The sequence below is a fragment of the Caballeronia zhejiangensis genome (genome assembly GCF_000698575.1).
GTDB lineage: Bacteria > Pseudomonadota > Gammaproteobacteria > Burkholderiales > Burkholderiaceae > Caballeronia > Caballeronia zhejiangensis.
Genome location: NZ_JFHD01000030.1, coordinates 45,154 through 61,664, shown reverse-complemented (window position 1 = coordinate 61,664; position 16,511 = coordinate 45,154). Strand labels below are relative to the sequence as shown.

The 16,511-nt window shown below is 63.9% G+C and carries 16 protein-coding genes; 7 read left to right on the top strand and 9 right to left on the bottom strand.

Annotated elements, in window-relative coordinates; genetic code table 11:
- The first annotated feature begins 301 nt into the window (after positions 1-301).
- The 3 genes from BG60_RS27540 to BG60_RS27530 all read left to right on the top strand — a co-directional run bounded on the left by BG60_RS27540 (position 302) and on the right by BG60_RS27530 (position 3,457).
- Positions 302-868, top strand: a complete 567-nt coding sequence (locus BG60_RS27540) for an ankyrin repeat domain-containing protein (protein ID WP_034473454.1) — start codon at positions 302-304, stop codon at positions 866-868.
- Positions 869-1,011: 143 nt separating this feature from the next.
- Positions 1,012-2,184 (top strand): hypothetical protein, encoded by a 1,173-nt coding sequence (locus BG60_RS27535; protein WP_008349510.1) that lies wholly within the window; start codon positions 1,012-1,014, stop codon positions 2,182-2,184.
- 31 nt (positions 2,185-2,215) lie between these two features.
- A complete protein-coding gene (locus tag BG60_RS27530) occupies positions 2,216-3,457 on the top strand; it encodes an MFS transporter (RefSeq protein WP_034473453.1) in 1,242 nt (413 codons plus the stop codon).
- Positions 3,458-3,593: 136 nt separating this feature from the next.
- On the opposite strand, the gene BG60_RS27525 is transcribed toward BG60_RS27530, so the two are convergent.
- Positions 3,594-4,976: an FAD-containing oxidoreductase gene (locus BG60_RS27525; RefSeq protein ID WP_034473475.1), complete on the bottom strand. Its 1,383-nt coding sequence runs from the start codon at positions 4,974-4,976 to the stop codon at positions 3,594-3,596.
- A 238-nt stretch (positions 4,977-5,214) separates the two neighbouring features.
- On the opposite strand from BG60_RS27525, the gene BG60_RS27520 reads away from it, so the two are divergent.
- Entirely contained in the window at positions 5,215-6,528 is a 1,314-nt protein-coding gene (locus tag BG60_RS27520; protein ID WP_034473451.1) for a cation:proton antiporter, read from the top strand.
- Between the two features lie 31 nt (positions 6,529-6,559).
- Entirely contained in the window at positions 6,560-7,138 is a 579-nt protein-coding gene (locus tag BG60_RS27515) for a P-loop nucleotide/nucleoside kinase family protein (RefSeq protein WP_008349502.1), read from the top strand.
- Here BG60_RS27515 and BG60_RS27510 read toward each other — a convergent pair.
- From BG60_RS27510 to BG60_RS27500, 3 genes are all read right to left on the bottom strand, one after another.
- On the bottom strand, positions 7,135-8,244 hold the full coding sequence (locus tag BG60_RS27510; RefSeq protein WP_034473448.1) for a saccharopine dehydrogenase family protein: 1,110 nt from the start codon (positions 8,242-8,244) through the stop codon (positions 7,135-7,137). The two genes, BG60_RS27515 and BG60_RS27510, sit on opposite strands and share 4 nt — an antisense overlap.
- A gap of 149 nt (positions 8,245-8,393) precedes the next feature.
- Positions 8,394-8,849: an Lrp/AsnC family transcriptional regulator gene (locus BG60_RS27505; RefSeq protein ID WP_008349499.1), complete on the bottom strand. Its 456-nt coding sequence runs from the start codon at positions 8,847-8,849 to the stop codon at positions 8,394-8,396.
- Positions 8,850-8,960: 111 nt separating this feature from the next.
- On the bottom strand, positions 8,961-9,851 hold the full coding sequence (locus tag BG60_RS27500; RefSeq protein WP_034473445.1) for a LysR family transcriptional regulator: 891 nt from the start codon (positions 9,849-9,851) through the stop codon (positions 8,961-8,963).
- Positions 9,852-10,011: 160 nt separating this feature from the next.
- Between BG60_RS27500 and BG60_RS27495 the strand changes: the two genes are divergently transcribed.
- Complete coding sequence (locus tag BG60_RS27495; protein ID WP_034473444.1) at positions 10,012-10,530, top strand: Spy/CpxP family protein refolding chaperone; 519 nt, start codon at positions 10,012-10,014, stop codon at positions 10,528-10,530.
- 118 nt (positions 10,531-10,648) lie between these two features.
- A complete protein-coding gene (locus BG60_RS27490) occupies positions 10,649-11,077 on the top strand; it encodes a PGDYG domain-containing protein (protein ID WP_034473473.1) in 429 nt (142 codons plus the stop codon).
- Positions 11,078-11,083: 6 nt separating this feature from the next.
- On the opposite strand, the gene BG60_RS27485 is transcribed toward BG60_RS27490, so the two are convergent.
- From BG60_RS27485 to BG60_RS27465, 5 genes are all read right to left on the bottom strand, one after another.
- On the bottom strand, positions 11,084-11,449 hold the full coding sequence (locus BG60_RS27485; protein WP_008349491.1) for a DUF3022 domain-containing protein: 366 nt from the start codon (positions 11,447-11,449) through the stop codon (positions 11,084-11,086).
- A gap of 38 nt (positions 11,450-11,487) precedes the next feature.
- Entirely contained in the window at positions 11,488-12,279 is a 792-nt protein-coding gene (locus tag BG60_RS27480) for a YhfC family intramembrane metalloprotease (protein WP_034473443.1), read from the bottom strand.
- Positions 12,280-13,371 (bottom strand): LacI family DNA-binding transcriptional regulator, encoded by a 1,092-nt coding sequence (locus BG60_RS27475; protein ID WP_034473442.1) that lies wholly within the window; start codon positions 13,369-13,371, stop codon positions 12,280-12,282.
- 103 nt (positions 13,372-13,474) lie between these two features.
- Positions 13,475-14,443 (bottom strand): 2-hydroxyacid dehydrogenase, encoded by a 969-nt coding sequence (locus BG60_RS27470; RefSeq protein ID WP_034473440.1) that lies wholly within the window; start codon positions 14,441-14,443, stop codon positions 13,475-13,477.
- Between the two features lie 783 nt (positions 14,444-15,226).
- Complete coding sequence (locus BG60_RS27465) at positions 15,227-16,510, bottom strand: MFS transporter (RefSeq protein ID WP_008349482.1); 1,284 nt, start codon at positions 16,508-16,510, stop codon at positions 15,227-15,229.
- Between the last annotated feature and the right edge of the window lies 1 nt (position 16,511).

Below are 16,511 nucleotides of genomic sequence, written 5' to 3'. Positions count from 1 at the left end.
ATGGGACGCACGAAGACGCGTCAAGCGACATAACGGCGAGCCGCCAATGCTGACCGGCATGGCGCGATTCGTGCTGTCCCGAAGCGCGCGGAAAGCGCGGATTGCAAGCAAACCTGTGTATGCTCCCGGTTGATCCCGCGTCCGCTTTCGCATTTTGCATGCATGCGCCGTGCATTCTGAATGCCAGATTGAATGCATTCCGAACGCGTGCAAACCGCCGGCGCAGCATGACATCGAGCGCGCCGATGCATCCCGACAAACTCTGGCCCGCGCACGCGGCGCGATCGAATTGGAGTGAACCATGCAGCACGATCCGAAAGAGCCCCCGACGAAGCAATCCAGCGATGGCCCCGATGACGACATGATCGCGTTCGCGAGCGAGGTCTTCGATGTCGCTCGCCGCGGCGACGCCGCGATGCTCGACGCGCTCCTGACCAAGGGCCTGCCGCCGAATCTGCGCAACGACAAGGGCGACAGCCTCGTGATGCTCGCGAGCTATCACGGTCACGCCGACGCCGTGCGCGTCCTGCTTCAGCACAACGCCGATGCCAACCTGCGCAACGACAATGGCCAGACGCCGATTGCGGGCGCCGCGTTCAAGGGCTTTCGCAAGGTGATCGAAACGCTGCTCGAACATGGCGCGGATGTGGAAGGCGCATCGCCCGACGGGCGCACCGCGCTCATGATCGCGGCGATGTTCAATCGCGTCGAGATCGTCGACTTGTTGATCGCGCGCGGCGCGAACCCGGATGCGCGCGATGCCGGCGGCTTCAGCGCACGCGATGCCGCCGAGAAGATGGGCGCGCCCGACACCGCGGCACGACTCGCGAAGGCATCGAACGGCCATGCGCGGCCATCCGAAGCGTGAAGCGTCGATTGGCAGAATGCACTTCGCATGCATGATTCAATCCGCGAACGAACGACGCCTCGCGCGCGTCGAATCGATCTGACAAGCACCGATCCAACAACGAACCAGACAAGCAGGTGACTCGGAACCATGGAGCTTTTGCGATGACAGGCGGTATCTCGCATCGGGGTGATGCGTCGCCGACAGACCTTCACGCGCTTGGGCGCGCATGCCGGGCGGGCCGCGTCTTCAATGCAGCCGCACGTCTGTCGCTGTGCGTGGCCGCGTTCATCGTCGCCATCGCGAGAACGTTGCGCGCGCTGCGCGTCACCGCGAGCCTTCCGGTCATCGCCGCCTTCGCGCTCTCCGCATGCGGGCTGATGCAGCAACAGGTGCCCGCGCCGATCGTCGAACACTCTTATATTCCGGCGCCGGAAGAAGCCGGCTCTGCCGAGCCCGAAGAACCTTTGCCCGCCGTGCAGGCGCCGGAGCCCGCGTCTGCCGTGAAACCCGCGCCGGCGCCGAAACCGAAGCGCCGCATCGTCAAGCCGAAGCCGCCGGAGCCGGCCGTCACGCCACCGCCTGAACCGCCCGAGCCGCCGCCTCCGCCGCAGATCATCTCGACGCGCATCATGCAGCACGATCAGCTGCACGGCCTGCTCGACGCCGAAGTGCAGCGTCCGGACGGCAAGGTCGTCGGCCGTGCGGTGGACATGTACGTCGATGCATCCGCGAAGCCGAAGCTTCTGATGGTCAATCTCGCGGGCTTCCTCGGCGTCGGCGACCGCAAGGTCAACTTCCCGTGGACGGCCTTCCGCTTCACGCCGAATTCGAAGACCGCGCCGATCACCTTCGTGCCGCCACCACCGCCCGCGAAGGGCAAGCCGGCCGAACCGGTGCCGAAGCCGCAGCCCGTTGCGGAGGCGCCCGCGAACTTCATGCAGCTCGTCGATTCGACGGTGACGCAAAGAAGCGGCGCGCGCATCGGACGCGTGGTCGACGTGCTCGTCGACGCTCAGGCGCAGCCTCAGGCGCTGGTGCTCGATCTATCGAGTTCGCTCGCGGGCGACAAGCGGCATGTCGCGGCCAACTGGGGCGACCTGCATGTGTTTTCGCGCAACAAGCAGTGGCTGCTGCAGATGGATTTCAACGACGCGCAACTGAAGGCCGCGCCCACCTACTCGCCCGAGCAGCCGATCAAGATCGTGTCGCCTGTGGTGCCCGCGCCGGCGACGGCTGCGAGCGCGGCATCGGCATCGACTGGCGCGGCGAGCGCGACGGCTTCAGGCGCGGCGCCGGCGCAAGCGCCCGCTTCGGGCGCGCGCCTGACGAGATAGCGGATAACGACATCGATAACAGAATCACAACATGGTAATTGCACGCAGTCTGCGCGCGCTCGACTGGCTGAACTTCTTCGTCGCCAACGTGCAGACCGGCTTCGGCCCTTTCATTGCTTCGTATCTTGCGGCCAACAAGTGGACGCAGGGCGAGATCGGCCTGATGCTTTCCGTCGGCACGATCAGCGCGATGGCGAGCCAGTTGCCGGCAGGCGCGCTCGTCGATGCGATGCGCAACAAGAAGTTCGCTGCTCTCTCGGCGATCATCGCGATCATCGTGAGTGCGCTGCTGCTCGCCGCGAGCCCGACGTTCGTGCCGGTTTTTGCGGCCGAAGTGCTGCACGGTTTCGCGAGCTGCATGCTCGTCCCGGCGATGGCGGCGATCTCGCTCGCCCTCGTCTCACGCGCCGATCTCGGCGACCGGCTCGGCCGCAATGCGCGCTGGGCGTCGATCGGCAGTGCGCTGACAGCGGCGTTGATGGGCGCGTTCGGCGAGTATCTGTCGCTGCGCTCGGTGTTCTTCCTGACGGCCGCGCTCGCGTTGCCGGCGATCGTCGCGCTGCGCATGATTCACTACGATGCGCCGCCCGTCGTGCCGCGCGCACCGCCGGGCAAACCCAAGCTCACGCCTGAAGGCGAGGAACGCGAATCGTTGCGCGAGTTGCTGAAGGACAGGCGTCTTTTGATTTTCGCGGCGTGCGTGGTGCTCTTTCACCTGTCGAACGCGGCGATGCTGAATCTCGCCGCGGGCGAAGTCACGGCGCACATGGGCGACAACGTTCAACTTGTGATTGCGGCGTGCATCATCGTGCCGCAGTTCATCGTCGCGGCGTTGTCGCCGTGGGTCGGACGGCAGGCGCAGAAGTGGGGACGCCGGCCGGTGCTGATTCTCGGGTTCTGCGCGTTGCCTATACGCGCGATTCTGTTCGCGGGCGTGAGCAGCCCGTATCTGCTCGTGCCGGTGCAGATGCTCGATGGCATCAGCGCAGCCGTGTTCGGTGTGATGCTTCCGCTGATTGCGGCGGATGTCGCTGGTGGGCGCGGGCATTACAACCTGACGATCGGGTTTTTTGGGCTGGCTGCGGGCGTCGGGGCGACGCTTTCGACGGCGGCGGCCGGTTTTGCCGCGGATCGCTTCGGCACTGCGATGAGCTTTTTTGGGCTCGCCGGGGCCGGGGCGCTTGCGGTGTTGATGGTGTGGCTTGCTATGCCGGAGACGCGTATCGCGAATGCGGTGAAGGAGGATGAGGCTGAGCCGTCGGTGAAGGTTTGAGGGCTTCGTTTCTATTGTCTCTTGCTCATGCTTCGGTGAAATCCTGCGTTCGTGTCGGTTTATTAGCGTTGCCCCGCACAGGGGCAACGCCACTAGACCACTAAGAACACGGGATCCGGCGAAAACAAAGAAAAACTCACTCAAAAGGCGTCAACCCCTCAAGCAAAGTAGGAATCAACTCACTCACCGTCGGATGAATATGCATCGCCCGCTGCAACGTCGTATAGGGCGCATCCGCATTCATGATGTCGATGAAGGCATGAATGGCCTCATCCCCTTCGATGCCATAAATCGCCGCCCCTAAGAACCGCTTCGTCCGCGCATCCACGAGCGCCTTCATGAAGCCATCGGTCTCACCGCGCTCCCGAGCGCGCCCCACCCGCGACATCGGCATCGTCGCGATAAGCGCCTCGCGTCCGTCCCTGCGCACGTCTTCCTCGCTCATCCCCACACGCGCGAACGGCGGATCGACGAAAACCGCATAAGCCATGATGCGCGTATCGACGCTGCGCGATTCGCCGTCGAGCAGATTCGAAGCGATGATCTCGTAATCGTTCCACGACGTATGCGTGAACGCGCCGCGCCCGTTCACATCGCCGAGCGCATACACGCCATCGACTTTGGTGCGCAACTGGCCGTCGACATCGATCATGCCGTGCCGGCTCACCGCAATGCCCGCATGCTCCAGACCGAGATCGTCGGTGTTCGGCGTGCGGCCCGTCGCGAACAGCAGATGCGATGCATCGATGACCTCATCGCCACTGACGATACGCACGCCACCCGCCATCGGCTCCACGCGCGACATCTCCGCGCCGAAGCGAAAGTCGATGCCCTCACGCACGAACACGTCCTGCATCGCGCGGGCGACGTCCTCGTCCTCGCGTGTGAGGATCCGCTCGCCGCGCACGAGCAAGGTCACGCGGCTGCCGAAGCGCCGGAACATCTGCCCGAATTCGAGCGCGATATAACTCGCCCCGACAATCACCAGATGCTCCGGCACTTCGGTCAGTTCGAGAATCGTCGAGTTGGTCAGATACGGGACGCGTTCGAGCCCATCGACCTTCGGCACCACCGCGCGCGTTCCCGTGTTGATGATGATGAGGTCGGCGTCGATCTCCTGCGTGGAACCGTCGGCCGCCTCGATGGACAGCGCTCGCGGCCCTGTAAAGCGCCCGTGTCCCTTGAAGACCGTGAGATTGTGCGTGCCGCGCAGCCATTTCTCGATGCCCGTGCGGGAGCCGCCGATCACCTCGTCCTTGCGCGCCTTCACACGCGCCATGTCGATGCGGATGTCGCCGCCGATCATCACGCCGTACTGCGCCGCCGTGCGCGCGACATGCGCGGCCCGCGCGCTCGCGACATAAGTCTTGGTCGGCGTGCAACCGACGTTCACGCAGGTGCCGCCAAAAAGATGCCGCTCGATGATGGCCGTGCGCTTGCCGCTTTCCGCGAGCCGCACGGCAAGCGGCGAACCGCCCTGCCCCGTACCGATCACGACTGCGTCGAAGTGCTGTGACATGCTCGTTCTCCCCTGGTTTTTTGCATTCGTAACGCAAAAGACCGTGCGAATGAAGCGGATGAAGAATGCCCATGCGGGAACCGAATGCATCTTACGCGCAAGTCGGCGAACAGGCAGGCGCGCTGCCCGAAGCGCGTGATTCGGATACGGGCACGGCGCGTGCTGCGTCCGAACAGAACGTCCCGCGCATCGCGGCGCGGTCCGCTCAACCATCAGCATATGAAGTCCGAAGGCATTCATGATCGAGACGATGTGGTTTCTCGTCGTCGGCGGCGTGCTCATTTTCATGGGCCTCGCCAGTTCGACGTTCAAGCACCTGCCGGTCAGCACCGCGATGTGCTACCTGGCGATCGGCTTCGCGATGGGTCCCGCGCTCGCCAATCTGCTGACACTCGACCTCGCGACCGAAGCAACGGTCCTCCGGCGCATCACCGAAGTGGCGATGCTCGTGTCGCTATTCGCGATCGGCCTGCGGCTGCGCGTGCCGCCCACCGATCGCATCTGGCTTCTCCCGGTACGCCTGGGCTTCGTCGCCATGATCCTCACCGTCGCCGCGCTCACGCTCTTCGGCGTCTATGTGCTCGGTCTCAGCTGGGGACCGTCGCTGCTGCTCGCCGCGATGCTCGCGCCGACCGATCCCGTGCTCGCGCATGACGTTCAGGTCGAGACGCCCGGCGACGTCGACCTGCTGCGCTTTTCGCTGACGGGCGAAGGCGGACTCAACGATGGCATCGCGCTGCCCTTCGCGCTGCTCGGCATCGCGGTGTGCCGCTTCGAGGCGTCGCCAAGCGAAGCGTTGCACTGGAACTTCGCATTGCAGGCGATATGGGGCATCGCGGGCGCGCTCGTGAGCGGCTGGCTGCTCGGCGCGCTGTCGGTGCGGCTTGTCGCGTATCTGCGCACGCGCCACGGGCAGGCGCTCGGACCGGAAGGTTTCTTTGCGCTCGGCCTCATCGCGCTGTCGTACGGCGTCGCCGAATTGCTGCACACGTACGCGTTTCTCGCGGTCTTCGCAGCCGGTCTCTCCATGCGCCGCGTCGAGCAAAAAGAAAGCGGCGACAAGTCCCCGCGCCAGGCGGTCGGCAAGATCGATGCGGACGACGTCGGCGCCGCCGCAGCCGATCCCGAACGCGCGCACGCCTTCATGGCCGAGCGCGTGCACGGCTTCACGATCGAACTGGAGCGCATCGCCGAAGTGGCGATCATGCTGATGGTCGGTGCCGTGCTCGCGACGATGTGGCGCGAACTGCTCTCGTGGCGGACCTGCGCGCTCATCGTCGCGCTCTTTCTTGTGCTGCGGCCGGCGGCGGTCGAGGCGTCGCTCATCGGCTCGCAGGCGACGGGCGCGCAAAGACGTCTCATGAGCTGGTTCGGCATACGCGGCGTCGGCTCGTTCTATTATTTGCTCTTTGCACTCGAGCAAGCGCCGCATGACGTGGCCGCGCCGCTCGTGCCGCTCGTCATCGCGACGATCGCTGCGTCTGTCATCGTGCACGGCATCACCGCGACGCCGCTCATGAAGCGATATCAGCGCGCGCGAACCGATATTTAGCGATGCAACTATCATCCAGGACCGACCCGGCGTGAAGCATCTGATTTTCTTCTGCGGTCATGCCGGCACCGGCAAGACGACGCTCGCGAAGCAACTCTTCGCGCCGCTCATGCATGCGACTGGCGAGCCCTTCTGCCTGCTCGACAAGGACACGCTCTACGGTGCATACAGCGCCGCGGCGATCGGCGCGCTCACCGGCGATCCGCACGATCGCGACAGCCCGCTTTTCATAGAACATTTTCGCGATCCGGAGTATCGCTGTCTCATCGATACCGCCGCCGAAAATCTCGCGCTCGGCGTGAGCGTCGTGATCGTCGCGCCGCTGACGCGCGAGGTGCGCAATGGACGCCTTTTCGATCGCGCGTGGCTCGGCATCGATGACGATGTCGCCATAAGCGTCGTCTGGGTGCATGTCGATGAAGATGTGGCGCGCGAACGGATCGTTGCGCGCGGCGATCCGAACGATGCGTACAAGCTCGCGCATTGGGAGGAATATCGCAAGCGCCTCTTCGTCCCCGATGAAGCGCTCGCGCGGACGCTCGTGATGTTCGACAACACGACGCCATCCGGTGAAGCGGGCGGCGAACTGGTCGCGCGCCTCGTCGCTTAAGCCGCCGCGAGCTGGCGTGCCGTCGCGACCGCGTTGGCGCCTTCGTACAGCTTGCCGAAGCGGTTGTTGAGGAACGCGTCGAGCGGCACCTGCTCCTGACGCACGAAGCCGCTCTGCGGCAGCACGCCTTCGCGGAAGAGATCGAGTTCCGCGCAGATCGCGCCGGCGGTCGTGATCTGGATCGCGCTCATCGGCACGCCGCACACATCCTTCGCGAAGATCTTGCGCGTGAACACGTCCTGCACGAGTTGCCCGCGCCGCATGCCCGTCACCGTGACGAAGATCAATACGACGTCCTGTGCCGTCGAAGGCACCGCGCGCTTGAGCATCGTCTTGAGACCGTCGCGATCGGTGGACATACGCAGATCGTCGAGCAGGAACTTCATCAGATCGCGATGCCCCGGATAGCGCACCGATTTGTAGTCGAGCGTCTCGACCTTGCCGGCAAGCGTTTCGCAGAGCGTGCCGAGCCCGCCCGATGTATTGAACGCCTCGTACTCGATGCCATCGAGCGAAAAATGCTCGACGCCTTCGAGCGGCTGCACCCATTGCGTGCGGCCTTCGCGGATCGCCTCGCACGGCTGGCAATACTCGTTGATGAGCCCGTCGATGCTCCATGTAAGGTTGTACTTCAGCGCATTGGTCGGAAACTCGGGCAGCGCGCCGACGCGCATCTTTACTTCGCGCACGTCGTCGAGACGCTTCGCCAGATCGTGCGCGACGATGCCGATGAAGCCCGGCGCAAGACCGCATTGCGGCATGAACGCGAGCTCGGAGTCGTCGGCGATCGCGCGGATCGCGTGCGTCGCGCGCACGTCTTCGGTGAGGTCGAAGTAATGCACGCCCGCCGCTTTCGCCGCCGATGCGACGTTGACCGCGAGGTAATACGGCAGCGCATTGATCAGCGCGTCGAAACCGATCAGCGCCTGACGAAGCGCGGGCGTATCGGCGGAATCGACGCGGCGCGTCGGGATGCCTTGCGCATCGATGAGCGCGAGCGCGTGTTCGTCGCGATCGAAGGCGACGACGTCGAAATCCCCCGTTTCACGCAGCAAATGCGCAATGCTTTGACCGATCAGTCCGGCGCCGACGAGGGCCACTTTCATATTCGTCTCCTGTATGTGCGAGTTAGCCGATACACCTGTTCACACAGTTTAGGAGCGCGCGAATATTGATCCTAGACGCAAAATGATGCGCTTCGACGACGGTTTTCGTCGTTTCGACGATCGATCGATCCCGTTTGTATCGTCGAGTCTCAACCGGCGCGATCGATCTTGCGCGCGAGGATAATCGACGTCGTCGTCCGTTCGACGCCTTCCAGCACGCCGATCTCGTCCAGCAGGTCGTTCAGGCGGTCCGGCGAATCGGCGCGCAGCCATGCGACGTAATCGAATTCGCCGCTCACCGCACAGAGCAACTGAATCTCCGGCATGCGTGCGAAGCGCTTCTGCAGATCGCGGCCGTATTTCGGCGTGAGCTTGATGCCGACGTACGCCTGAATGCTCGCGTCGAGCACATCCTGGCCGAGCCGCACGCCGTAGCCCGCGATCACGTTGTTCTTTTCGAGCCGCGCCATGCGGGCGATCACCGTCGTGCGCGCAACGCCCAGTTGCCGCGCGAGATTCGCGACGCTCTCGCGCGCGTTCATCTGCAGAAGCGCGACGAGATTGCGATCGATGTCGTCGAGCTGATCGAGGCGCGGCGGTCTCATGTGGGCGTCGTCCTTGGCGTTTTGTGTTTTGGTTTATGCGTTTTGAATGCCATCTGGCATCCGGCATTTTGTGTTTGCATTATCGCCGAGACGCTGCGATACGAACGCCGGTCAGACACCGAGCTTCGTCACCATGAAATCGACGAAACTCGCGAGCTTGGGCGTCGCGCGCGTATCGCGCGGATAGACGAGATGAACGGGCGAAGGCTTCGGCAGAAAGTCCTGGAGCACCGCGACGAGCGCGCCGCTCTTCAGTTCGTCTTCGACGAGCGCATGCGGTTGAAGCACGAGGCCGAAGCCGGCGAGCGCGGCCTTCCTGAGCGCCTGCCCGTTATTCGTGCGAAAGCGCGCGGACTGCGTGCGGCGCGCATGCATCGCCTCGTCCTCGCCTTCGAGCCGCCAGCTCGCCTCGCGGCCGAGATGCAAGAAGCCGAGGCACTCGTGGCTCGCGAGATCGGCGGGGGTCGCGGGCGTGCCCGCGCGCGCAAGATAGGAAGGCGACGCGCATACCGTCATCGCATACGGCTTGAGCGGCCGCGCGACGAAGCTCGAATCGGCGAGCGTGCCGATACGCACGGCGGCGTCGAATCCTTCCTCGACGATATCGACCATGCGGTTGGTCAGATCGAGCTCGACGCTGATCTGCGCGAACGCCGCGAGAAACTCGGTCACGGCGGGCGTGACGAACTGCACGCCGTAAGTCAGCGGCACGGTGACGCGCAATACGCCGCGCGGCGTCGCGCTCATCGATTCGGCGAGGGTGTCGGCAGAATCGACTTCCGCGAGAATGCGGCGGCAGCGTTCGTAATATTCACGGCCGATCTCGGTCAGGCTCTGACGACGCGTCGTGCGGACAATGAGACGCGCATCGAGCCGCGCCTCCAGCGCCTGCAAGTGCTTGCCCGCCATCGGCGCCGAGATCGAAAAGCGCTCGGCCGCGGCGCTCAGACTGCCCGCCTCGACGATCGCGACAAAGACCCGCATGCTCAACAAGGTATCCACTGCGTTTTTTCCAGAGACGTTTCGAATGTAAGCAGTTGTGGCAATGCGGGCGAATCCGCATGCAATCGTGATACTAATATCCGCCGATGGCGTGATCTTCGCTGCTTTGCATGCAGCTTACGAAGCACGCCGCTTCCTATATCGATCGAAGGTACTTTGAATGAAAAGAACACTCGTTGCATTGGCCGCTTTCTGCGCACTGAGCCCGGTTTTCGCGCAGAGTTCGGCGCCCACGGCCGCATCGGCGCCCGCCGCGCAGGACGCTGCGTCCGCACCGGCCGCCAGCAAGCGCGAGGCGCGCGTCGAGGAGCGTATCGCGGAACTGCATTCGAGCCTCAAGATCACGCCGCAGCAGGAAGCGCAGTGGTCGAAGTTCGCCGATGTAATGCGCGACAACGGCCGCACCATGGCCGATCTGTACCGCCAGCGCATCGCCCAGCGCGACACGATGTCCGCGCTCGACGACATGAAGCAATACGAGCAGATCACGCAAGCCAACGCGGACGGCACGAAGCGGCTCGTCGAAGCTTTCGAGCCGCTTTACGCGAGCCTTTCGCCCGAGCAGAAGAAACTCGCCGATACGAGCTTCCGCTCGGAGCACGGCAAGGCGCGCCGCGGCGGCGCGCACCATCGTTCGCGCGCGGCGGGCGCGGATGCGGCATCGACGACGAAGCCCTGAACGAGCGCCGGATCGGAAAGCCCGCATCGCATGATGCGGGCTTTTTTGCGTCCGCCGAGTGCAAAATGACGCGAATGCCGTTACGATCCGCTCCCTCACCATCTTCGCCGATCGCACCATGCTCCATCTTTCGCAACTCGATCTCGCCACCGATCCCGCCGCACGCCGCGTCGTGAAGGACGAAGCCGTCACCGTGGAATTCGCGGCTGCCGCGGGCGAACTCATGAGCCTCGAAGGGCCGAACCGCTATGCAAGCGGCGATGCGATCGTCACCGCTTCCAGCGGCGAGCGCTGGGTCGTGTCGCGCGAACGCTTCGATCCGAAGTACGTGCCGGAAGGCGGCATCGCGCACGGCGAGGCGGGCATCTATCGCAACCGTCCGAACGTCGTGCTCGCGAAGCAGATGCACGAACCCTTCTCGATCGCGCGATCCGCGGCAGGCGACACCCTCACCGGCGCTGCCGGCGACTGGGTCATGCAATACGCGCCGGGCGATTTCGGCGTCGTGAAGGCAGCGCGCTTCGCGAAGGTCTATCGCGAAGCCTGAGCGCGCTCACGCGAAGTCCTCGCCCATCTCGATGTCCACTTCGCGCGGCACGGTCTGGCCGTCCGCGTACATCTCTTCGAGCGATCCGAGCGTCGCTTCCACATAGGCACGCAGCACCGCGTAACTGCGCGCGTGCATGCGTGGCGGCAATGCGCGATAACGCGCGAGCGCGGCCGGATCGAAACGCACGTCGATCGTGATGCGCCGCGCGCTCGAACCGAAGCGCATCGCCACGTAATGAATCACGAGCGATGTGCGGCCTTCATCGTCCTTGCGTTCGGCGAACTGCGTCTGCTCGGGAAAGAGATCGCAGATCACATGCGCGAGCATGTCGATATCCGCGCTCGGGCAGTCGTATTGATAGTCGTCCATTCGATGTCGATATTTGATTCAGGCAGGCGCGGATGCGCTCAACCGCCGCGGGCGGCGGCTCGCCGGTAGTAGCGCACGAGCGCCACCGCGACGATCGCGCCGAGCACGAGATACACCGCATCGGCGGCGATGAGCGGCACGAGCCGCGCCTGAAAAAGCGCGGCTGGCAAGCCGACGAGCGCATGCGCGGCAACGAGGACTGCGAGCGCGTGGCGCGAACGCTCGCGCAGCATTTGCCACATCAGCGCGGAAAAGCCGAGTTGCAGCACGAACGCACTCGCACGCTCGACGAGGAAGATGCCCGCCGACACCGGCGACAGACTCATCAGCACGAGATGAATGCGCGCGATCGCTTCGAGCGGCGCGGTCGCGAAATGCGCGTCGAGCGTGCCGCGATTCGCGAGCACCGCATAGACGATCCATTGCACCTGCACGAGCACGCCGACGATCCACGCCTCCGCCCCGCCGTGCCCGATGCCGTAGCCGAGCGCCGGACCGTGCCGGTCGAGCGCGTCAGGCTCGCGCGAGATGAGCCATTTCATCGCGAGAAAGCGTCCGACTTCCTCGCACAGCCCCGCCGCGAGCGCGCCATAAACGACGAACACGGCCGGATTGACGAGCCACGCCGACGTGACGGGATTGCTCAGCATGAAGCCGTGCAGCGCGCGTTCGATGACCATCGCGAAGAGCGCGAACACGGCGATGCCGAGAATCGCGTAGCGCGGCACGATCGCGAAGCGCGGCCGCAGCTTCCTGTACAGCACGATGGGCATGGCCGCGATGATGAGCGTCGCGAGCGCGAGGCTCAGCAACGTCGTAACACTGATCATTCAGATTCCTTGCGAAGCTTGTTGCTCGTCGTTGTGATTCGCGCGTGTCGTCGATGCGCGCACGACGAGTTCGCCCGGCAGCAGACATTCGCGCGCGGGCATCGCGGCGCCGCCGAGACGCTCATGCAGAAATTCGACCGCGCGCCGGCCGATATCGTACGTCGGCTGGCGGACCGCCGTCATGCCGGCGAGCTGCGCCCATTCGGAATCGTCGATCGACATCAGCGCGACGCTCGCCTGCCAGTCCGCGCCGTGGCGTTCCTTCAGATGCACCGCGACGCGCAGCGCGACCGGCCCGTTCGCCGCGAAGAGCGCGACGCGCTTGCCCGCGGCTTTCGCCGCCGTGACGCGCGTGTCGAGTTCCGCGAGCGCGGGCGCCGCATCGGCGAGATCGATCACGAGCGTCGAGCCGCTTGCATGGAGCGCCGCGACGGTTTCGCGAAACGCGGCTTCGCGCAGACGCCGCGAGCTGACATGCGTGACCGGCTGCACGACGAACAGCAGCTCGTCGAAACCTTCGTCGACGAGATGACGCGTCGCGATCTGCACGGCGGCGGGATTGTCGAGCCCGACCATGTCGGTGATGAAACCTTCGACCGAGCGATCGACGAGCACGACCGGAATGCCGCCGCGCGCAAAGCCTTGCAGCAGTTCTTCCTTCACGCCGAGCGCGTTGACGATGACGCCTTCGACGCGATACGTCGTCAGCAATTGCAGATAGCGCCGCTCCATGTCGATCTCGTTGGCTGCGTGACAGATGAGCGGCATATAGCCGAGCGCGTGGCACGCTGCTTCGACGCCTTGCAGCACTTCGACGGAATACGGGTTCGTGAGGTCGGCGAGCAGCATGCCGATCAGACGATTGCGGCCGCGCTTCAGGCCGCGCGCCATCTGATTCGGCCGATAGTCGAGCTTGGCGATGGCCGCCTCGATGCGCTCGCGCAGATCGGGCGACAGCACGCCGAGCTCGCCGTTCAGATAGCGCGAGATGCTGGTCTTGCCGGTGCCTGCTTCGCGGGCGACATCGGTGATGGTCGCGCGGCGCGCGCCGAATGCAGGCGGGCGGTTCGTCAATGTGGGGTCGTCGGACATAGTGGTCGTGGGCGCGCGCTTCGCCGTGAAGCGAGTCGCGATGCCGTCATTATCGTTCTCCTCGCATCGCGCATGTTAGCGCATGACCGGGCGACCCACGGTTTCAGCGCGCGAGCACGTCGGGATTGACGATGTTCTGCGTGAGCGTGCCGTTCAGTGCGCCGATGAGATTTTCCGCGGCGTTTCGCGCCATCGCGTGACGCGTTTCGTGCGTAGCCGAGCCGATATGCGGCAGTGCGACGACGTTTTTCATCGCGAGCAGCGGCGAGTCGGCGGGAAGCGGTTCCTGCTCGAACACGTCGAGGCCTGCACCGCGGATCGTGCCGTTTTTTAGCGCATCGACGAGCGCGTTTTCATCGACGGTCGGTCCGCGCGAGGCGTTGATCAGAATCGCGCTCCGTTTCATTTTCTGCAATTCGTTCGCCCCGATGAGACCGCGCGTTTCCGGCGTGAGCGGCACTTGCAGGCAGACGAAATCGGATTGCGCGAGCAGTTCGTCGAGCTCGACACGCTTTGCGCCGTATTCCTTTTCGGCCTGCTCGTTCGCGCTGCGATTCGTGTAGAGCACGTTCATGCGAAAGCCGAGCGCCGCGCGCCGTGCGACGGCCCCGCCGATGCGTCCCAGGCCGACGATGCCCAGTGTCTTGCCTTGCACGTCGACGCCGAAACACGCTTCACCGATGCTTGCCTTCCAGTTGCCTTGCTTGACCCATTCGGCGAGTTCGACGACGCGGCGCGCGCTTGCGAGGATCAGCGCGAAGACCGTGTCGGCGGTGGATTCGGTGAGCACGTCCGGCGTGTGCGTAAGCACGATGCCGCGGCGGGTGAGGTCTTGCACGTCGAACTGGTCGAAGCCTACGGAGATCGTCGACAGTGCTTTCAGGCGGTGGGCGCCTTCGATCATGTCGGGGGAGATCTTTATGCTCGCACCGATGGCGCCGTCGGCGGTTGTTAGCGCTTCCACGAATGCGGCGTGGTTTTTCGGATCGATGTTCACCACTTCCGCGTGGGCGCGGAGATAGGCTTCTACGTCGCTTGGCAACGCCTTGTAGGCTACGATTTTTTTGGTCATGGTTTGCTTTGTCTGGGTTGGTTGGCTCGGGCTTCTGTGGAATCCCGTTTTCGTGTCGGTCTATTGGCACTGCCCCTGTGCGGGGCGGCAGTCACTTTCTTTGCCGTCGACCAGAGTTAGCGCTTTAGCGCTTACTCTGGTCCTGTGTAAAGAAAGCAACCAAAGAAAGCAGCTTCCGATACGCCCGCGGTCACACGCAATTTGGGTAGTCCTCTCGTCCATCGTGGGCTGCCTAACGAGTGCCCTCAGACACCTAATCGGGCTTGGCTCGCGCACGGTCTGTCACATCGCACCACACACCAAACTGGTTCAGCACCATATAGCTCCGGCCCGCTTCGCGGCCGACCGGTCAATCGGGGATGCATGTGCTTCTCTACTAATGCCTCCGTCTCACTGCACTGGCAGCCCGTCGGTTTCCCTTGCAGACCCGGCGGCAGCGCGTAGCGCTGTGCCGAAGCAGTTTCGTGCTGAACCAGTGTCCTTGGAAAACTAGCTCGTCAGACCGCGCGCGAGCCAAGCCCGATTAGGTGTTTGAGGGCACTCTTTAGGCGAGTGCCACCTAGGACGAGAGTACTACCCAACGTGCGTGTGACCGCGGGCCGTGACGAGCTGCTTTCTTTGGTTGCTTTCTTTGCACAGGACCAGAGTAAGCGCTAAAGCGCTAACTCTGGTCGACGGCAAAGAAAGTGACTGCCGCCCCGCACAGGGGCAGTGCCAATAGACCGACACGACAACGGGATCCGGCGAAACCGAAAGCAAAAGCGAAAAGCGAAAGCAAAAACCTCAAGGCCTCACAACAACCCCAGCCCGAACCGCCGCCTGCGGCTTAACCGCCAGCGTAAGCCAAACAGCCATCAACAACGCGGCGCTCATGAAAACGTAAGAGGCAGAGGGCGATCCAGTAGCCCCATTCAAATACCCCACAAAATACGACCCGACGAACGACCCCAACGCCCCCATGCTATTGATGAGCGCCATCGCCCCCCCGGCGACATTCTTCGGCAGCAACTCCGGCACGATCGCAAAGAACGGCCCATAGGGCGCATACATCGCAGCCCCTGCGATCACGAGCAACGCATAAGAAGCCCAGAAGTTCGTCGACCCGAGAAGGTAGGAACCTGCAAACGCCACCGCGCCGATCAGCAGAAACGGCCACACAAAAGCCTTGCGTGCCTGAAGCTTGTCTGAGGCCCACGAAGCCAGCAGCATCGCGATGGTCGCCGCAAGATACGGCACCGCCGACAGCCAGCCCGTCTCGACCATCCCGAGCGTCGATCCGCTCTTGAGAATCGAAGGCAGCCACAGCACGAACCCATACACGCCGATGCTCCAGCAGAAATACTGCGCACACAGCTTGATCACCGCCGGCGACTTGAACGCCTCGCGATAGTTCTTCACCGGCTTGATCGCGGCCTGCTCGGCGCGCAAGGTCGCATCGAGATCGTTCTTTTCCTGATCCGTGAGCCAGCTCACCTGTGCGGGCTTGTCCTTCACGATGAACCACCAGATCACCGCCCACACCACCGCCGGCAAACCTTCCGCGATGAACATGTGGCGCCAGCCGAACGAGTTCACGAGATAACCGGATACGACCGACATCCACAGCACCGTCACCGGATTGCCGAGAATCAGAAACGTATTCGCACGCGAGCGCTCCGACTTCGTGAACCAGTTCGCGATGAAGACGAGCATCGCCGGCATCACCGCAGCCTCGACGACGCCGAGCACGAAGCGGATCGCCATCAACGAAGGGATATTGCTCACCATGCCCGTGAGCGTCGCGCAGCCGCCCCACAGCACGAGACTCCAGAACACGAGCTTCTTCACGCTGCGCCGTTCGGCATAGATCGCGCCCGGAATCTGAAAGAAGAAATAGCCGAGAAAAAACAGCGCGCCGATCAGCGAGGACAGTCCCTTGCTGATGCCCAAATCCTGATTGATGCCCGCCGCCGCCGCGAAACCGTAGTTGGCGCGGTCGAGATACGCGAGGCTGTACGTGATGAAGACGATCGGCATGATCGCCCACCAGCGGCGCACGGCCAGCGTGGGATTGGAAGAACTTTGCATG